Consider the following 17,718-nt stretch of genomic DNA (forward strand, 5'->3'; position numbering starts at 1 on the left):
ACCCCTTACCTAAGTTTCAAGTAATTCCTTTGTTTCTTGCAGTCTGACAGATACCAATTTGGACACACCGGATTCCTGCATCGTTACACCGTACAGTACGTGGGCTTCTTCCATCGTTCCTTTACGATGGGTGATGACAATGAATTGTGTTTCATCACTGAATTTTTTTAAATACTGACTGAATCTCTGCACATTTGCTTCATCAAGAGCTGCCTCAACCTCATCCAATATACAGAATGGCACAGGGCGGATCTTCAGGATTGAAAAAAGGAGTGCAATGGCCGTCAAGGCCCTTTCCCCACCTGACATCAGGCCCAGGTTCTGCAGCTTCTTCCCAGGTGGTTGTGCCACTATATCGACCCCGGTATGAAGAAGATCTGATGGATCTGTCAGCTTTAACTGAGCTCGTCCGCCACCAAACAAGGCTTTAAATACACCTTCAAATTCCACTTGAATGGCCGTAAAAGTTTGATCAAAACGTTTGATCATTTCTGTATCCATTTCATTAATGACCAAATATAGTGTATCCTTCGCTTCAGTTAAATCATTCTTTTGCTCAACTAAAAATTCGTACCGTTCTTTTACTCGTTCATATTCGTCAATGGCACCTAGATTGACGGTCCCCAGCTCTTCCAAGGCCAATTTCACAAGTTTCACTTTCTTTCTTGCTTCTTCAACCTCAATCGTCAATGGGTAGTCGGACTTAGCCGCTTCAAATGAAAGCATATACTCATCACGTAAATGATCAAGACGATTTTCCAGTTCAACATCAAGACGATTGATCTTTACTTCCTCGTCCCTTAAAGCTCCAACCAATCCTTTATGCTGACGCTTCAATTCTTTTAACTCAAGCTCCTCATCTTCAACCCTATGCTGAAGCTCCAAGCGCTCTTCACGTCGCAAAGAGATCAAATTTGACGTTTCTGCCTTTTGAATTGCACATTCTTCTGCCTTCATCCCGAGCTGCTCTTCACCTGAAAAATTATCCTTCATTTCCGTCTGCAACCATTCTAAATCATCCTGCAAAGTCGCTTTTCGCTTCTTTGATTCAACGATTGTTTCCTGCACCCGCTTTAATTGACTACGACTGTTGACCAGTTGCTCGTTTCGCGCAGCCAGGTTCGCTTTAATATCGCTGATTTCGTTCAATAAAGCGTCTTTGGACGTTCGTTCACTATTCTTCTGCAGAGTAAGCTCACTGATCTTTAGATCGAGTCTTGTAATCTCTTCTCCAATTTCATCGAGTGACGATCTTAATTCTTTCGTTCTGGAATCATGCTTTTCTTTAACCGACGTAAAGTCTTTTTTCTCCAAGTCATATAGGGAAAGCCTTTCATCCAGATTCTGTTGGGATAATTCATTTTCACGAAGTTGGGAAAGAAGCTCTTGCTCCTTGAGTCGCAAACGCTCTCCCTTCACTCTCATTTCCTCAAGCTTCTTTTCTCTGAAGCTGCTCTCTTCTTTGAGTGATTTCACTTGAGACTGAAGCTGTTCAGTCTGATTTTCCATTGTAGTAAGCTTTGCTTTCATTTCTTCAAGCTCACCTTTTCTGGAAAGAAGAGAATTCTTTTTCTGCTTTATCGTACCACCCGACATGGATCCGCCGGGATTAACCACATCCCCATCAAGAGTCACGAGACGGTAGCGATATTGTATAAGCTTCGCGATTTCATTGGCACCCTTTAAATCCTTTGTGATGATCACATTTCCAACCAGGTTGGAGATCACCATTTGGAAGCGCTGATCATAATTCAGGAGATCGGTTCCAACTCCTATAAAGGAAGAATGCCCCTTCAGCATGTTTTTTTGACTATCGGGTATCGATTTCCCTTTGATCACGTTCATCGGTAGGAAAGTAGCACGGCCATATTGGTTCTTCTTTAAGAAAGCAATGGCTTTACGACCATCTTCTTCAGTGTCGACCACAATATGCTGCATGGAGGCTGCCAGAGCAGTTTCCATAGCTGTTTCATATGCTTTAGGTACGGTAATCAGTTCTGCAACCGCACCTTGAATACCGGTTAACTGACCGTCACGTTCCTTAAGGACTTCTTTTACACCTTGGAAGAAACCTGTATAGTCCTCTTCCATTTCCTCAAGCATTTCTTTCCGGGATTTTGCTTGTTGCAGAAATTGGATAGCTTGGTAAAGGGTTTTTTCTTGCTTTTCATATTTTTCTTTAACCGATTCAAGCTTCTTCTGTTCTTCCCTATAGAAGAATATGTGCTCATCGATTACCTCTTTTTGCGCTTGCAGCTCTTTCGAAAGTTCTTTGTGACGCAGATGAAATTCCTCACGCTGAATCACATATTTTTCATTCTCTGCTTCTAATCGGCCGCTTCGATTGGATTGCTGCTCCAGTTGCTGCTCAAGGTACTGAATTTCATTTTTGGCTGACGCCTGCTGATTCAGCTTTTCAATGTAATCACTTTTGAAGGATTCAATCACATCTTCAATATTTTCATTGTAATGCTTAAATTGATTCTGTTTCGTTATGAGCAGCTCTTTTAGTTCCTTGACGTCTGAATCGATAGACTTGAATTCCATTTCTCCTTTTTCTTTTTCAGAAGTCAGTTGTTGGATTTGATCCTTGGTTTCTTCTATCGATTGCATTAATTGAGATTCGTTGGAAGACGAATTCCTCTTCCGCTCCACTAATACTTGCTTCCTGCCCTCAAGCTTCTCCAATTCTTCACTAGTAGCCAGGAGCACCTCTTGAAGATTCGAAATCGACTCATCAAGAGCTGCAATTTTATCCCGGGTGTGGGTTAGAATGGCCTCTTTCTTTTGTATACGCGTGGAAAGTGCAAGTTCTTCTTTCCCATGATGCTCGAATTCTTCACTGAGCTTTTCCCATTGCTTATGTAAATCCTCAATATCATAAACCGTCAGGGCAACCTCGAACTTCTCCAGCTCTTCTTTTTTCTCTAAATAGTCACGTGCCATGGAAGCTTGAATCTTAAGAGGTTCTACCTGCCCTTCCAACTCATGAAGAATGTCATTTACACGATTAAGATTTTCCTGTGTTTCGAATAACTTATTCTCAGCCTTTTTCTTGCGTGATTTATACTTCAATACGCCCGCTGCCTCTTCAAAAATGGTTCGTCGTTCTTCGGGCTTACTATTAAGGATTTCTTCCACTTTCCCCTGACTGATGATAGAGAACGCTTCTTTCCCCAAACCTGAATCCATAAATAATTCAATAATGTCTTTCAATCGACAAGGCTGTTTATTGAGTAAATACTCACTATCCCCGGAACGGTAGACTCGTCTTGTGACACTGATTTCACTGTAATCAATCGGAAGGGCTCCGTCTTCATTATCCAAGACAAGTGTTACCTCTGCTATATTAAGGGCTTTTCTCGAATCACTGCCGGCAAATATAACATCTTCCATCTTTGATCCACGTAAACTTTTTGCTGATTGCTCGCCCAGCACCCAGCGAATCGCGTCGATAATATTGCTTTTTCCACTGCCGTTTGGTCCAACAACAGCTGTAACACCCGGGACAAATTCCACGGATATTCTTTCTGCAAAAGATTTAAACCCCATTACTTCTAGTTGTTTGAGGAACATCTTCTTTCCCCCTATTTAGCGTCTAGCTTTTGTTTTAGCTTCTCAAGAGCCTTCTGTGCGGCTTGTTGTTCGGCTTCCTTCTTAGATCGACCTTTTCCGATACCTAATTCTTCGTCATTTAAACTGACACGGGAAATGAACTGACGATTATGGGCTGGCCCGCTTTCTTCAAGGATGCTGTATTCAATCATTCCTGCACTGCCTCGTTGGACTAGTTCTTGTAGCTGGCTCTTATAATCCATCACATGAGAAAAAGCACCGACATTGATTTTTGGATAGACAACTTTTTCAAGGATTGAAATCACTGTATCTAACCCTTGATCCAAATATACCGCTCCGATAAACGCCTCAAAGACATCTGCGAGTAGTGCTGGTCTTTCTCGACCACCTGTCATTTCTTCTCCTTTACCAAGTAAGATGAGCTCGCCGAAATTCAGTTCGATCGAGAACTTAACCAAGGATGGCTCACATACTATGGCTGCCCTTAATTTCGTAAGTTCACCCTCACTCATCATTGGATACTTCTTAAATAAGAATTGAGAAACCGTTAGTTCCAAGACGGCATCTCCAAGAAATTCTAAGCGTTCGTTGTCTTCATAAGGCTTACGACGATGCTCATTCACATAGGATGAATGAGTAAAAGCTTGTTTAAGTAGTTTTTCATCATTAAATTGAATCCCGATTTCATCTTGAAACGTTTTGAACTTTCCATCATTTTTATATCTGGTTATTCCTTTATTTCTACTTTGCTTCCGCATAAGGCACTCCACCTTGCTCTATATATGTTCTCATTGTATACTAATCAAGTTTATGCTAAAAAAATCATTTACGCAAAAGTTTCTTGCGTACGTTAGAACACAAATAAACTTGGTAGAGGTGAGACCTCTACCAAGTTTTAAATGGTTTTGAATGAAAGATGGACGTTTGCCCATCTTTTAATTCAATCTAACGATTAAGCGTTTGCTTTTATGTAGTTCACAGCATCACCTACTGTGCCGATTTTTTCAGCATCATCGTCAGAAATTTCCATGTCAAATTCATCTTCAAGTTCCATAACCAGCTCAACTACATCAAGGGAGTCAGCTCCTAGATCTTCTTTGAAAGAAGCTTCAAGAGTTACTTGAGATTCATCTACACCTAGACGATCAACGATAATTTTTGTTACACGATCTAATACTTCTGCCATTTTTGTCACCTCCCCTCAAGTATTATAGAGCATTTTGACCTCTAATGAAAAGAGTATACATGAAAACGATCAATAATTTATTATTTTCTTGCCGTTACATGACCATTCCGCCATCGATATGAAGAGTTTGGCCTGTCATATAAGCAGCTGAGTCGGAAGCCACAAATGTTACTACCTTGGCGATATCTTTTGGGTCACCAAAGCGGCTTAAAGGAATTTGCCTTAACATTTCATTACGCACATCTTCCGGCAGCTGATCCGTCATATCCGTAGAAATGAAACCAGGAGCGATCGCATTTACCGTGATGCCACGGGGTGCCAACTCTTTTGCTGTGGTTTTCGTTAATCCGATTACACCCGATTTAGCAGCTACATAGTTTGCCTGACCAGGGTTTCCACTCACACCAACAATCGAAGAAATATTGATGATTCTGCCGCTTCTTTGCTTCATCATTTGGCGGGTAACGGCCTTCGTACAAAGGAATACACCTTTTAGATTGATGTTAATGACATCATCCCATTCTGCTTCTTTCATTCTCATTAATAAATTATCTTTCGTAATTCCAGCATTGTTAACCAGAATATCCACTGAACCGAATTGACTAATCGTTTCCTTTACCATGGCTTGAACAGCATCACTATCCGATACATTACATTGTACGGCAATGGCTTCTCTGCCTAAACCTTTAATTTCATCGACGACTTCATTAGCCTTCGCTTCACTTCCTGAATAGTTTACGGCAACATTACAGCCTTCACGGGCAAGCTCTAGAGCGATCTCCCTACCTATTCCCCGGGACGCCCCCGTTACCAGGGCAACTTTTCCTTCTAAATTCATTTAAGCTTCCTCCTTTAACGCTTGAATGGTTTGTTCTAAAGATGCTTCATCTTGAACAGCATACGTTTTCACTCGTCTATTGACTTTTTTCACTAAACCTGAAAGGACTTTTCCGGGTCCAACTTCGATAAACGTATCCACATCTAATTCAAGCAGCTTCTCAACAGTATCTTCCCATTGAACAGGAGAGTATAATTGTTCAATTAATAAACGTTTGATTTCTTCACGATCCGTCACAGGTTTGGCCGTCACATTCGCAACAACCGGTACAGCTGCATCTTCAATCGTGATCGAATCTAGAATTGAGACAAACTGGTCGGCAGCAGGTTTCATTAATCGAGAATGGAATGGTCCACTCACTTGAAGTGGAATGACTCTCTTTGCTCCAGCTTCTTTCGCTTTCTCTGAAGCAAGCTCCACTCCTTTCACCGTACCTGAAATCACAATTTGACCAGGACAATTTAAGTTTGCCAGCCCCACTGGATGTCCCTCATTTGTTACAAGATCGGTAACTTCCTTTAGCGGCTCTCTTTCCATGCCAAGAATAGCAGCCATCGTGCCTTCTCCACTTGGAACTGCTTGTTCCATGAATTCCCCTCTTTTACGAACCGCATACACAGCATCTTCAAAGCCCAGGGCTCCGGCAGCTACCAGGGCGGAATATTCACCTAAGCTATGTCCGGCCGTATAATCTGCTGTGATGCCTTCTGCCTTTAAACGGTCAAGAATCGCGATGCTCGTCGTTAATAAAGCAGGCTGGGCATTTGTCGTTTGGGTAAGCTCCTCTTGGGGTCCTTCGAATATAACCGTTGATAGCTTTGTATCTAATGTTTTGTCCGCTTTAGTGAAATACTCCTGTACTTCAGGATATTGATCAGCCAATTCTTTTCCCATCCCGACTGATTGGGAACCTTGTCCAGGAAAAATGAACGCGATTTTACTCATACTTTTCTTCACTCCTATTGATAGCATCTTTAATTGTATTGGAGACATCGTGCTTCACCATTTCTCTGGCTTGTCTCATGGCGTTATATAAAGCAACTTCATTTGATGAGCCGTGGGCTTTGATCACCGGTGCTTTTAGACCAAATAAGCCCGCGCCTCCATACTCTGTATAATCAAGCATGTCTTTCATCTGCCTTAAATCATTTTTCACTAACCCGGCAGCCAATTTATTTTTTGTTGAGGCTGTAAAGGTCTTCTTGAGCATCGAGAAAACAGAAAGAGCCGTCCCTTCAATCGTCTTCAACACCATATTCCCGGTGAAACCATCGGTTACTACGACATCCGCAGGGCCTTCAAGTAAGTCCCTGGACTCTACATTTCCCACGAAATGAATAGGGGCGTCCTTAAGAAGTTGGAAAGACTTCTTTGTTAATTCATTCCCTTTTTTATCTTCGGTCCCAATGTTTAATAAGCCTACACGGGGATTGTTGATTCCTCTTACTTTCTCAGCATAAATGCTCCCCATGATGGCATATTGAAGGAGATGCTCAGGCTTGGCATCAACATTTGCACCTAAATCGAGCATGAGAAATCCTTTACCATCCAATGTCGGAAGGGTTGGTGCCAAAGCGGGGCGTTCAATCCCATCAATTCTGCCTACAATGAATAATCCGGCTGTCATAAGGGCTCCCGTGTTTCCTGCAGAGACACACGCATCAGCTTCCCCATTCCGGACTGCTTGGGCCATCAGCACCATAGAGGCATTCTTCTTGCGTTTAACGGCTCTAACAGGTTCATCTGTCCCCTCTATCACTTCATCCGTATGAACGATCGTCAAACGATCAACGGGTGTGATGTACTGCTTGATTTGGTTTTCATCTCCGAATAAAAGCACTTCTATATCGTTAAATTCCTTCAATGCCCTCTTTACACCAAGAACAATTTCTTTAGGAGCATGATCTCCGCCCATTGCATCAACGGCTAACTTCATCTACGCTTCATCCTTTGCAGAATTTTTAGAGCGATACATTTCGAATTCACCAGTGAAAACGAGCTCGCCACCGACTAAACTTTGAACTTCTACCGTTGTTCGGTCCTTTAGATCCTTCATATGTATCACTTTTGCTTTCGCGACAACACGCTCCCCTTCCTTTACAGGCCGGGTAAAACGGATTGTTGACTTAGCTGTTAATGCTAAGTCATCATTAATGACTGCTACCGCAAGAGAGTTTGCTTGAGCGAACAAATGATGCCCTCTCGCTATTCCATTTCTTACGAAAACATGCTCTCGTTTCACATCAAAAATGGAAATCGCACTCTGATCTAAATCTATATCAATAATTTCTCCAATAATCTCTTCAATAGGTAATGATTTCACTTCGTCTTCAAACGATTTCTCTGCTACATATTTAATCCGTTCACGAAGCTCCGGTATAGACAATTCCATACGATCCAACCGGATTGTCTGTACGCTCACCCGAAAACGTTCAGCTAATTCCTCATCTGTTATAAAAGGATTTTCCTTTATCGTGTCTGTAAGGTTTCCCTGTCTTTCTTTTTTTGAAAGTCTCAATATCAACACCGTCCAGTATTAGTACTAGGTACTAATAGTAGTATATAATCTAAAAAAGCAGATTGCAAGAAATAATCTCACAATCTGCCTTTCTAGTCTAGCTTTTCACCTTCTAATATCCCCGCAACCGACAGATACGCCCGAAGAGGTTCAAACTCGGGATCCTTCCAGAAAAGATCGGATTGAATTAAGCTTGCAGCATCATCTCTTGCAACTTCCAACGCACGATAGTCATGCACCATATCTGCCACTTTAAACTCAGGAAGCCCACTCTGCTTTCTGCCAAAGAAATCCCCCGGGCCTCTCAGCTCCAGATCTTTTTCACTCAGAACAAATCCATCATTGGTTTCGGTCATGATCTTCATTCGCTCTTTTCCAACCTCTGTTTTCGGTTCGGCAAGAAGAATGCAATAGGACTGATGTTCCCCACGTCCGACTCTCCCTCTTAGCTGATGAAGCTGAGACAACCCAAAGCGTTCAGCATCATAAATAAGCATAAATGTGGCATTGGGAACATTCACGCCCACCTCGACAACCGTGGTGGATACGAGTACTTGGAGATGATTTGCACTAAATTCCCTCATCACTTCATCCTTCTCATCAGGGTGAAGCCTTCCGTGCATCAATCCGACGTTGTATCGTCCTTCAAAGTAGTGCAGTAATTGATTGTAGACATCGATCGCATTTTGAACATCCAGTTTGTCAGACTCTTCAATCAGCGGACAAATCACATAGGCCTGTCTGCCTTGATCCAACTCCTTGTCCATAAATGAAAGCACCCTTGCTAGCATATCAGCTTTAGCCCAGTAAGTTTCAATCGTCTTTCTTCCAGCTGGCATTTGGTCGATTATACTCACATCCATCTCTCCAAACACCGTAATAGCAAGTGTTCTTGGGATGGGAGTCGCTGTCATAAATAATACATCAGGACTTTCCCCTTTTTCCCTGAGAACCCGTCTTTGATTTACCCCAAAACGATGCTGTTCATCGGTTACTACGAGTCCAAGAGACTTAAATTGCACATCCTCCTGGATAAGTGCATGTGTTCCAATGAGGATATCTATTTCTCCTTCTTTTAACTTTTCTAATAAAAGCCGTCGTCTTTTTCCTTTTACGGAGCTTGTTAACAGGGCAACAGACAGGCCTACCGGCTCCAATAATTCACTCAGAGAATTTGCATGCTGTTCTGCGAGGATTTCCGTTGGAACCATTAAAGCCCCTTGAAATCCTGCGGTTACACTCGAATAGAGTGCGATAGCCGATACGACTGTTTTCCCCGATCCGACATCCCCTTGCAAAAGCCGATTCATTCGGTAAGGAGACTTCATATCTGCCGAAATTTCATTCACTACCCGCTTTTGTGCATCGGTTAGCGGAAACGGGAGAGAGTCAATAAATTCTTTGATTTTACTTAAATCATAATTCTGTTGTAGACCAGACGAATGTTCTCTTTCAAACTTCCTAAGCGCCTGCATTTTCAGTTGAAACAACAAGAACTCTTCATACACAAATCGTCTTCTCGCCTGCTTCATGTCTTCAGTAGAATCTGGGAAGTGGAGATGATAGAGAGCATCTTTTCGACTGGACAGCTTATATTTCTCCATCAACTGGTGGGGCAGGTTCTCCGTTACCAAATGACTGTAATCCTGAAAACCCTTTTTAATGAATTTTCTTAGTGTGTTGTTTTTTATAGAGCCCTTCAACGAATAAACAGGTTCAAAGTCTCCCTGTTTCCCATGTGGCCCCGACTGAAAATGCTGAACCGTAATGATTTGCCTATTCTTATCCCATTTCCCTGTGACCGTCACCGTATCGTGAAGGTTTATTTTCTTCTTTAGATACGGCTGATTAAAGAATACGGCCTGAACTAAATTCCTCCCGACCAATATTCTTAACGTCAAACGTGATTTTTTTCTCCCATAATACATTAATGCAGGTTCAGAATGGACCTTCCCTTCCACTGTGACACGCTCATCATGGGCTACTTCCTCTAAGTCCCGAAGCCTGTAATCTTCGTACCTGTAAGGCAGATATTCTAACAAATCCAGAACAGAATATATCCCCATTGCATTCAGTTCCACAGCTGTTTCTTCACCAATCCCCTTTATGTTCTGGATCGTTAGCCCTTCTTTATGAGTCTTCACGTTTATTCAGGGAAACCCCAAAGATTTTCGCTTCCAGCTCCCTGCCTGTAGGGGTGGCAGCCAAGCCACCTTGAGCTGTCTCTCTTAGTGCCACTGGCATTGTTTGACCGATTTTGTACATAGCGTCAATCACTTCATCACATGGAATCCGACTCGTTATGCCCGCAAGTGCCATATCCGCTGCAACCATTGCATTTGCCGCCCCCATTGCATTCCTTTTCACACAAGGTACTTCAACGAGGCCTGCAACAGGGTCACACACAAGACCTAACATATTCTTTAAGGTAATGGCCATGGCCTCGGCTGACTGGCTGGGTGTGCCCCCGGCCATTTCAACGATGGCAGCTGCAGCCATCCCACTGGCAGAACCAACCTCTGCTTGACATCCGCCGGCTGCACCTGAGATGGAAGCATTATTCGCTACAACAAAACCGAACGCCCCAGACGCGAATAAAAAGCGGATCATTTCATCTTTAGTAGGATTCAACTTATTTTTCACGGCAAACAATGTTCCCGGAACAACTCCTGCAGATCCCGCAGTAGGCGTCGCACAAATCGTTCCCATTGCAGCATTCACTTCATTGGTTGCTACCGCTTTACTAACTGCATCCAGGATAGTGTCCCCGGAAAGTGAACGGCCTTTCTCAATATATTTTTGTAAAAGTACGGCATCCCCGCCAGTTAAGCCTGAATGTGATTTCACACCTTCCAGACCTCTGGCTACTGCCTGTTCCATCACTTCCAGGTTTTTCTCCATTTGACTGTAGACTTCTTCGAATGTTTTACCTGTAAACTCGATTTCTTGTTCAATCATAATGTCAGAAATTTTCTTGTTCTGACTTTCAGCAAGTTCAACTAACTCTGCTACATTTCGAAACATTAAAATGACCTCCTCGCCTGAATGTAAACGCTATCATTATATTAATTGATTAATCGGAAATTCGGGTAACCTGAGTAATATTGGGCAGAGACGTTAATTCATTGATGACAGCCTCATCAATCGGCTGATCTACTTCAATGGTCATCAATGCCATTTGACCTTTCTCTTTGCGTGAAACATCCATATGTCCTATATTCAATTGATGTTTGGCAATGACATTGGATACAGATGCAATGGCTCCAAATCGATCATCATGAACAACCAATATGGCAGGATGGTGACCTGAAAGCTTGAGCTCAAAACCATTAAGTTCTATTATTTCAACTTTCCCGCCCCCAATGGAGATACCCACTAATTCGATTTCACCCTGCTCATCTCCCATCCTGATACGGGCAGTATTCGGATGATCCGTAATGGCGTCCTCCTCTTGGAACTTGATCTTTATTCCTTTTTGTTTGGCTACATTGATTGATTCGATAATTCGTTCATCATATGTATCATAATCAAGGATTCCACCTACAATGGCTACATCTGTTCCATGACCCTTGTATGTTTTTGCAAAAGATCCGTAAAACGATATCGTCGCCCATTTCGGTTCCCGACGAAACAGGTTTCTCGCTACTCTTCCTATTCTCGCTGCACCAGCAGTATGAGAACTTGATGGACCAATCATAACGGGACCAATAATATCAAATACACTTTTGTATTTCATGACTTTTCCCCCTAACTTAACATCCGGTCTATACTACCATTCTAACATAATGGAAGGGGACAAACTCCATATAGAGCTGTCCCCTTCCTTTATTCCTTATTCAACTGAGAATATATAGGAGTAAAGTGGTTGTTTACCATTATGAACTTCCACTTCTACATCTTCATAATGCTCTTCTACATACTCTTTTAATGAATCCACGTCCTCTTCTGTTACATCCTCACCATAAAGAATGGTTAAGATTTCAGAGTCTTCATCCAGCATTTTCTCTAATAAGCTTTGCGCTGTCTTTTGACGGTCATGATCAGAAATGACTATCTTCCCTTCTGCGATTCCCATAAAATCATCTTTTGCAATCGCAACACCATCAATATTCGTATCTCTGACAGCAAACGTGATTTGACCGGTTTTGACCTGCTTAGAAGCTTCAGTCATTAACTGCTTGTTATCTTCAACAGAAGCTGAAGGATTAAAAGCAAGTAACGCGGCCATTCCTTGAGGTACTGTCTTCGTTGGGACAACAGCTACTTCCATTTCCAGAACTTCAGCCGCCTGATCAGCTGCCATAATAATATTTTTATTATTAGGCATGATAATGACTTTCTTCGCATTCACTTCTTCAACAGCCTTCACGATATCCTCCGTACTTGGATTCATCGTTTGACCACCTTCTATCACAGAGGTAGCCCCGATGCTCTTGAACAGCTCGGCGATCCCTTCTCCCATCGCTACAGTCACAATGGCAAAGTCAACTTCTTTTGCTGCAGCAGGAACTTTAGCGTTCACAGGCTTTGTTTCACCAACAATGCTGCTGTGCTGCTGTCTCATGTTTTCAATCTTGATATTAATGAGACTTCCGTATTTATGACCATACGTCAATACATCCCCAGGTTGTTCAGAATGGATATGTACTTTAGCTAATTCATCGTCACTAATGACAAGCAGTGAATCACCGAATTCACTTAAATCCTGACGGAAGTTTTCTTCCACAAAGGATTGTTTGTCTTGTTCAAATCTGACCATGAATTCAGTACAATAACCAAACTCAATATCTTCTGTACTCATGAAATCCTGAGCTGTTTTGTGATGCTCAGCACTTACAAGATCATTCATGGAAGGTAACGAAGCTTGATTTGAAACCTTTTCACCCTTTAGCTCGGCTAAAAAGCCTTCATATACGAATAATAGTCCTTGACCACCACTATCGACTACTCCTACTTCCTTTAGAACAGGAAGTAAATCAGGTGTACGATTTAATGAAGCCTGTGCCTCATCGACGATTGCCTGCATAACCTTTACGAAATCACTTTCTGTTTCAGCTGCAGAAACACCTTTTCTGGCAGCATCTTTGGCAACCGTTAAAATCGTTCCTTCAACAGGTTTCATGACCGCTTTATAAGCCGTTTCCACACCTGTTTGAAGTGCATTGGCAAATTCCACACTCGATAAGGATTCTTTCCCTTCAATTGCTTTACCAAAGCCTCTGAACAATTGGGATAAGATAACACCTGAGTTACCTCTTGCTCCCATCAATAACCCTTTAGAAAGAGCAGCAGCCACATTTCCAATATGACCTTGAATATGTTTTTGGACTTCTTTCGCACCAGAAGTCATGGATAAATTCATATTTGTTCCAGTATCACCATCAGGAACAGGAAAAACGTTTAATGCGTCAACTAACTGCGCATTCGCAGATAATTGGGTGGCACCTTGTATCACCATTTCAGCAAAACGTTTTCCTTCCAAAGATGTAATCGACACGAATCTTCCTCCTCACTACGGGTTCGTGACACGAACCCCCTGCACAAAAATATTTACTGAATCTACCGCCAAGCCGACGGTCTTATCAAGAGTATATTTAACCTTGGATTGTACGTTATGAGCAATCTCAGAAATTTTTGTACCATAACTCACAATAATATACATATCAATATGTACTTCCTCTTCATCTTGACGAACGATCACTCCGCGAGTGAAATTTTCTTTACGTAAGATATCTGTGAAACCGTCTTTAATTTGGTTCTTTGAAGCCATTCCAACAATTCCGTAGCAATCCACCGCTGCACCTCCAGCAATCATTGCAATGACATCATTCGTAATATCAATTTGTCCGTACTGCGTTTTTAATTCGATGGACATGGAATGTTTTCCCCCTTTAATTACATGCTTGGCTAAAAACATTTTACTATAAGTATGGTGTTTTTGAAAGCTAAACTATTATCTCTACGTGATATGTTGGTTATGCCATCTATTTTTTCCTTAATATGCAAAGATTAATCAATTATTCTTCAGGTGGATATGACATATCATATATCGTGTTTTTAAGTAATGATCTGTTATTTTCCAAATACGTAATCAAAATTACTGCCTGTTTTTCTATGGTTCCAACAGATTAACTGGCCCTTCTTCCATCAGAAGGTAGAAAAAAGACGCCTAGCAACTAGACGTCTTCTCATTTTAAGTATTATACGCGTTCAACTTTACCAGATTTCAACGCTCTTGCAGAAACCCATACTTTCTTAGGCTTTCCGTCTACAAGAATTCGAACTTTTTGCAGGTTTGCACCCCAAGTACGCTTGTTCGCATTCATTGCGTGAGAGCGAGCGTTACCTGAGCTAGCTTTACGGCCTGTTACTACGCATTGTTTTGCCATAATATATTCCCTCCTCACTAACAAGAAGCTGAAGTTAATTTCAGTTCCACATTTCGCTTATTATCATAAAGATACTTTAATAATTTATCACACAACTTTCTAGAATGCAATACTACAATTAAAACCTTTCAAGAAAAAATACTTTACAGGCAGAAAAGCGGAGGCGGCTTGAGTAGGCCTGACAAGCACAACTGGGAAATCCCAAAAGGCGCTTTTTGCCTTATGGGATTTTTCAGTTGTGACCTCGAGGGACTAGCCGCCGGAGCTGGACATATAGAAAAGCGGAAGGGGCTCGGCCTGAGGCGACAAGCATAAGGCGAACTAACCGGAAAGGCGCTTTTTGCCTTTTTGGTTAGTTTGACTTATGACCTCGAGCCTCAAGCCCCTGGAGCTGGACATCGCAGAAAAGCGGAAAGGGCTCGGCCTGGGGCAGGAACACGACTGTTCACAATTTGGCGCAACAAACTCCAAAAGTGGCACAAGTTTGTGTGAAAGTGGCGCAACAAACCCAACAAGTGGCACAAGTTTGCTTGAAAGTGGCACAAGTTTACCCCAATGGAGGACTCTACACAGCCAAAAATACTCTTCCAGCACACTATTGAAAGCTCTCATCAACATTTCCCTGTCCTTAAATAACAATTACGCTCTCATTTTTCTAAAAACCACCTCACTTCTTCCATAAACAAAAAAGAAGATGGCACTAAAGCCATCTCCAACAAACTATTTATTCTTTTTTAAACGTTCCTAACATCGCCCTCACAAGTCCACCCAAGAATTTTGGTAATTTAATTGTATAAAAGCGCATTTTTAGTCCCTCCCCACAATCTAAAGAACGTAATGTTTCGCTTGACAACAGTTCAGTCTATTCAAGCAGTGTCAGTTAAGTACGTCTTCTTTTCTACCTGGTTTAAGAAGCTTTAATCACTGCTTCTTATCACCATTAATATGCCATTTGAAAAGGAAAAAGTACCAGATGATTGTATAAGTTCATTACTAATACATAGTGTGGATCCTCTGGAAATATTCCGATTTTCTAATGGATATTTAAAGCCGGTGAGGGTGATCCCTTCGACACTTTCGGTTACCGAAACGAAGGAAATATACTGTAATTCCGGGCTTTTTTCAACGGAATGCTCTCCAGGTTTGGCTATGTATAAACGATTTTGCACATCTATGATTTCCACTTCAATATCCGTATTTAATAGTCTCGGAGTCATTAATAATTGCAGGTTGCCCATGAAATGATCAAGCCGTCCACCGGTCGCACCAAAAATGTTGATTTTGTCAGGATTCTGATCAATCGCCCAGTTCAGCGCAAGCTCCAGATCCGTCTCGTCCTTTTCAGGCTTAAAACGATTGACTTCCTTAACTTTTTCTTGGATCAGCTCCCACTCTTTCTCGTTCACTGAATCAAAATCTCCAAAAGCGACATTCGGTTCAATATTTTGTTCAAGTAACGTGTATACCCCACGGTCCACACCAATCCAGTTTGCCTCACCATCCGAATATGCGTTCAATTCAGGGATGTATCTTTCTGGTCCGCCGGCAACGATATTGATTTCCATATTCTTCACTCCCTTTTTTATAAAAATAGACTGACCCTAAAGGATCAGCCTGTCATCTCTTATGTGAGAGATTTCTTTAATTCTTCGATTGCTGCCCCTCGGTCGCTGCGGTTGTAGATGGCAGAACCTGCAACAAACACATCTGCTCCTGCTTCAGCACAAATAGCTGCTGTTTCAGGGTTAATGCCACCGTCCACCTCGATTTCAAGTGTAGGATTGATTTCATGTGCCCATTCACGAATCTGTTTGATTTTTGGTACGACCGATGGGATGAATGATTGCCCACCAAATCCAGGGTTCACTGTCATAAGCAGGACCATATCGACATCTTGCAAAATTGGCTTGATCATTTCTGCCGGTGTTGCAGGATTTAGGACGACTCCCGCTTTTACACCTTTGCTTTTGATCATCTGAATCGTTCTATGCAAATGGGGATCAGCTTCTACATGGACGGTAATATAGTCAGCTCCAGCATCAGCAAAAGCTTCGATATATTGACTTGGATTTTCAATCATAAGATGTACGTCCAGTGGTAACGTCGTTAATGGACGTATCGCTTTCACGATCATTGGCCCCAGCGTGATATTCGGGACGAAGTGACCATCCATCACATCCACATGGATATAGTCGGCTCCCCCTTTTTCCACATCTTTAATTTCGTTCCCTAACTCTGCAAAATTTGCAGACAGAATGGAAGGTGCGATTTTCATGTTTAGTACCTCGGCTTTCTTTCTTTTATTTCTTTATGGAATGTTAAGTAGTGATCGTAGCGGTAAGTAGGGATTTCTCCTTCATCCACGGCAGCTTTAACGGCACATTTGGGTTCATTGATATGAAGACAGCCCCTAAATTTACAATCGTCTGATACTTCAACCATTTCGGGGAAGCATTGTGGCAGCTCTTCTATTTCAAGCTCTGAAAACTCCAATGAACTAAAACCTGGGGTATCCGCTACTAAACCATCCTCAATATCAATCAGCTCCACGTGACGAGTGGTATGTTTTCCCCGGCCCAAATGGGAGGAGATCATAGCCGTCTTTAATTCAAGTTCAGGTTTCAAGGCATTAAGCAAGGATGATTTCCCAACTCCGGACTGGCCGGCAAAGACAGAAATTTTATCACTTAAATAAGGTGTTAATTCCTCTACTCCATGCTCTGTTTTAGAAGACGTCATCAGGACTTCATAACCAAATGAGCGGTAATCTTTCACATATCGTTCGATCTTGTTTGTTTGATCAGGCGTTAGCAAGTCCATCTTGGTAACACAAATAAGCGGTTCTATTTCTTTACTCTCCACTAACACAAGAAAGCGGTCAAGTAATGCCGGGCTAAAATCTGGTTCGCTTGCAGAGAAGACCAATATCGCTTGATCGACATTCGCAATCGGCGGACGTACTAACTCATTCTTACGTGGAAAGACTTTCAGGATGTATCCATCCGTTTTGTTCTCTGCTTGAAATTCAACATAATCACCCACCAGGGGGGTTATTTTATTCTTACGGAAATTTCCTCTACCCCGGCATTGCGTAACGCTTCCTTCTGAAAGTACATAGTAAAATCCACTTAATGCTTTAACGATTTTTCCTTCAGGCATTCGAAACCTCCTATTCAAAAACATTCATTAAATAATTTAGTCATCTGGGTTA

Annotated in this window: 17 protein-coding genes; all 17 read right to left on the reverse strand. The window is 42.0% G+C overall.

All coding sequences use genetic code 11. The features are described from left to right. Nucleotides 1-9: 9 nt before the first annotated feature. The 17 genes from smc to rsgA all read right to left on the reverse strand — a co-directional run bounded on the left by smc (nucleotide 10) and on the right by rsgA (nucleotide 17,666). Nucleotides 10-3,576: a chromosome segregation protein SMC gene (smc, locus tag ACFQWC_RS07830; protein ID WP_341357862.1), complete on the reverse strand. Its 3,567-nt coding sequence runs from the start codon at nucleotides 3,574-3,576 to the stop codon at nucleotides 10-12. Between the two features lie 11 nt (nucleotides 3,577-3,587). Then, nucleotides 3,588-4,334 (reverse strand): ribonuclease III, encoded by a 747-nt coding sequence (gene rnc, locus ACFQWC_RS07835; RefSeq protein ID WP_299740798.1) that lies wholly within the window; start codon nucleotides 4,332-4,334, stop codon nucleotides 3,588-3,590. Between the two features lie 194 nt (nucleotides 4,335-4,528). Beyond that, the gene (acpP, locus tag ACFQWC_RS07840) at nucleotides 4,529-4,762 is read right to left on the reverse strand and encodes an acyl carrier protein (protein ID WP_032088865.1); all 234 of its coding nucleotides are present in this window, start codon (nucleotides 4,760-4,762) and stop codon (nucleotides 4,529-4,531) included. 94 nt (nucleotides 4,763-4,856) lie between these two features. Further along, nucleotides 4,857-5,600: a 3-oxoacyl-[acyl-carrier-protein] reductase gene (gene fabG, locus ACFQWC_RS07845; RefSeq protein ID WP_341357861.1), complete on the reverse strand. Its 744-nt coding sequence runs from the start codon at nucleotides 5,598-5,600 to the stop codon at nucleotides 4,857-4,859. After that, a complete protein-coding gene (fabD, locus tag ACFQWC_RS07850) occupies nucleotides 5,601-6,545 on the reverse strand; it encodes an ACP S-malonyltransferase (RefSeq protein WP_299740789.1) in 945 nt (314 codons plus the stop codon). Next, on the reverse strand, nucleotides 6,538-7,536 hold the full coding sequence (gene plsX / locus ACFQWC_RS07855) for a phosphate acyltransferase PlsX (protein ID WP_299740787.1): 999 nt from the start codon (nucleotides 7,534-7,536) through the stop codon (nucleotides 6,538-6,540). The genes fabD and plsX overlap by 8 nt, the downstream gene beginning before the upstream one ends. Continuing rightward, nucleotides 7,537-8,118 carry a transcription factor FapR gene (gene fapR, locus ACFQWC_RS07860; protein WP_377106806.1) on the reverse strand — a complete coding sequence of 194 codons (582 nt, stop codon included), beginning with the start codon at nucleotides 8,116-8,118 and terminating at the stop codon, nucleotides 7,537-7,539. Nucleotides 8,119-8,210: 92 nt separating this feature from the next. Next, on the reverse strand, nucleotides 8,211-10,262 hold the full coding sequence (recG, locus tag ACFQWC_RS07865; RefSeq protein WP_377106808.1) for an ATP-dependent DNA helicase RecG: 2,052 nt from the start codon (nucleotides 10,260-10,262) through the stop codon (nucleotides 8,211-8,213). Further along, complete coding sequence (gene sdaAA / locus ACFQWC_RS07870; protein ID WP_299740781.1) at nucleotides 10,249-11,142, reverse strand: L-serine ammonia-lyase, iron-sulfur-dependent, subunit alpha; 894 nt, start codon at nucleotides 11,140-11,142, stop codon at nucleotides 10,249-10,251. Before sdaAA ends, recG begins: the two co-directional genes overlap by 14 nt. A gap of 49 nt (nucleotides 11,143-11,191) precedes the next feature. Then, complete coding sequence (sdaAB, locus tag ACFQWC_RS07875) at nucleotides 11,192-11,854, reverse strand: L-serine ammonia-lyase, iron-sulfur-dependent subunit beta (RefSeq protein ID WP_044337431.1); 663 nt, start codon at nucleotides 11,852-11,854, stop codon at nucleotides 11,192-11,194. Nucleotides 11,855-11,950: 96 nt separating this feature from the next. After that, complete coding sequence (locus ACFQWC_RS07880; RefSeq protein WP_299740777.1) at nucleotides 11,951-13,615, reverse strand: DAK2 domain-containing protein; 1,665 nt, start codon at nucleotides 13,613-13,615, stop codon at nucleotides 11,951-11,953. 15 nt (nucleotides 13,616-13,630) lie between these two features. Then, complete coding sequence (locus ACFQWC_RS07885) at nucleotides 13,631-13,993, reverse strand: Asp23/Gls24 family envelope stress response protein (protein WP_034755738.1); 363 nt, start codon at nucleotides 13,991-13,993, stop codon at nucleotides 13,631-13,633. Between the two features lie 325 nt (nucleotides 13,994-14,318). Then, the gene (rpmB, locus tag ACFQWC_RS07890) at nucleotides 14,319-14,507 is read right to left on the reverse strand and encodes a 50S ribosomal protein L28 (RefSeq protein WP_034755741.1); all 189 of its coding nucleotides are present in this window, start codon (nucleotides 14,505-14,507) and stop codon (nucleotides 14,319-14,321) included. A 724-nt stretch (nucleotides 14,508-15,231) separates the two neighbouring features. Then, nucleotides 15,232-15,312 carry a stage V sporulation protein SpoVM gene (spoVM, locus tag ACFQWC_RS07895; protein ID WP_032088878.1) on the reverse strand — a complete coding sequence of 27 codons (81 nt, stop codon included), beginning with the start codon at nucleotides 15,310-15,312 and terminating at the stop codon, nucleotides 15,232-15,234. A gap of 112 nt (nucleotides 15,313-15,424) precedes the next feature. Further along, nucleotides 15,425-16,072 (reverse strand): thiamine diphosphokinase, encoded by a 648-nt coding sequence (locus ACFQWC_RS07900; protein WP_377106812.1) that lies wholly within the window; start codon nucleotides 16,070-16,072, stop codon nucleotides 15,425-15,427. Between the two features lie 59 nt (nucleotides 16,073-16,131). After that, a complete protein-coding gene (gene rpe / locus ACFQWC_RS07905; RefSeq protein WP_299740769.1) occupies nucleotides 16,132-16,782 on the reverse strand; it encodes a ribulose-phosphate 3-epimerase in 651 nt (216 codons plus the stop codon). Between the two features lie 2 nt (nucleotides 16,783-16,784). Then, nucleotides 16,785-17,666 carry a ribosome small subunit-dependent GTPase A gene (gene rsgA, locus ACFQWC_RS07910; RefSeq protein ID WP_299740767.1) on the reverse strand — a complete coding sequence of 294 codons (882 nt, stop codon included), beginning with the start codon at nucleotides 17,664-17,666 and terminating at the stop codon, nucleotides 16,785-16,787. Between the last annotated feature and the right edge of the window lie 52 nt (nucleotides 17,667-17,718).

The organism is Rossellomorea sp. GCM10028870 (genome assembly GCF_042666755.1).
Taxonomy (GTDB): Bacteria; Bacillota; Bacilli; order Bacillales; family Bacillaceae_B; genus Rossellomorea.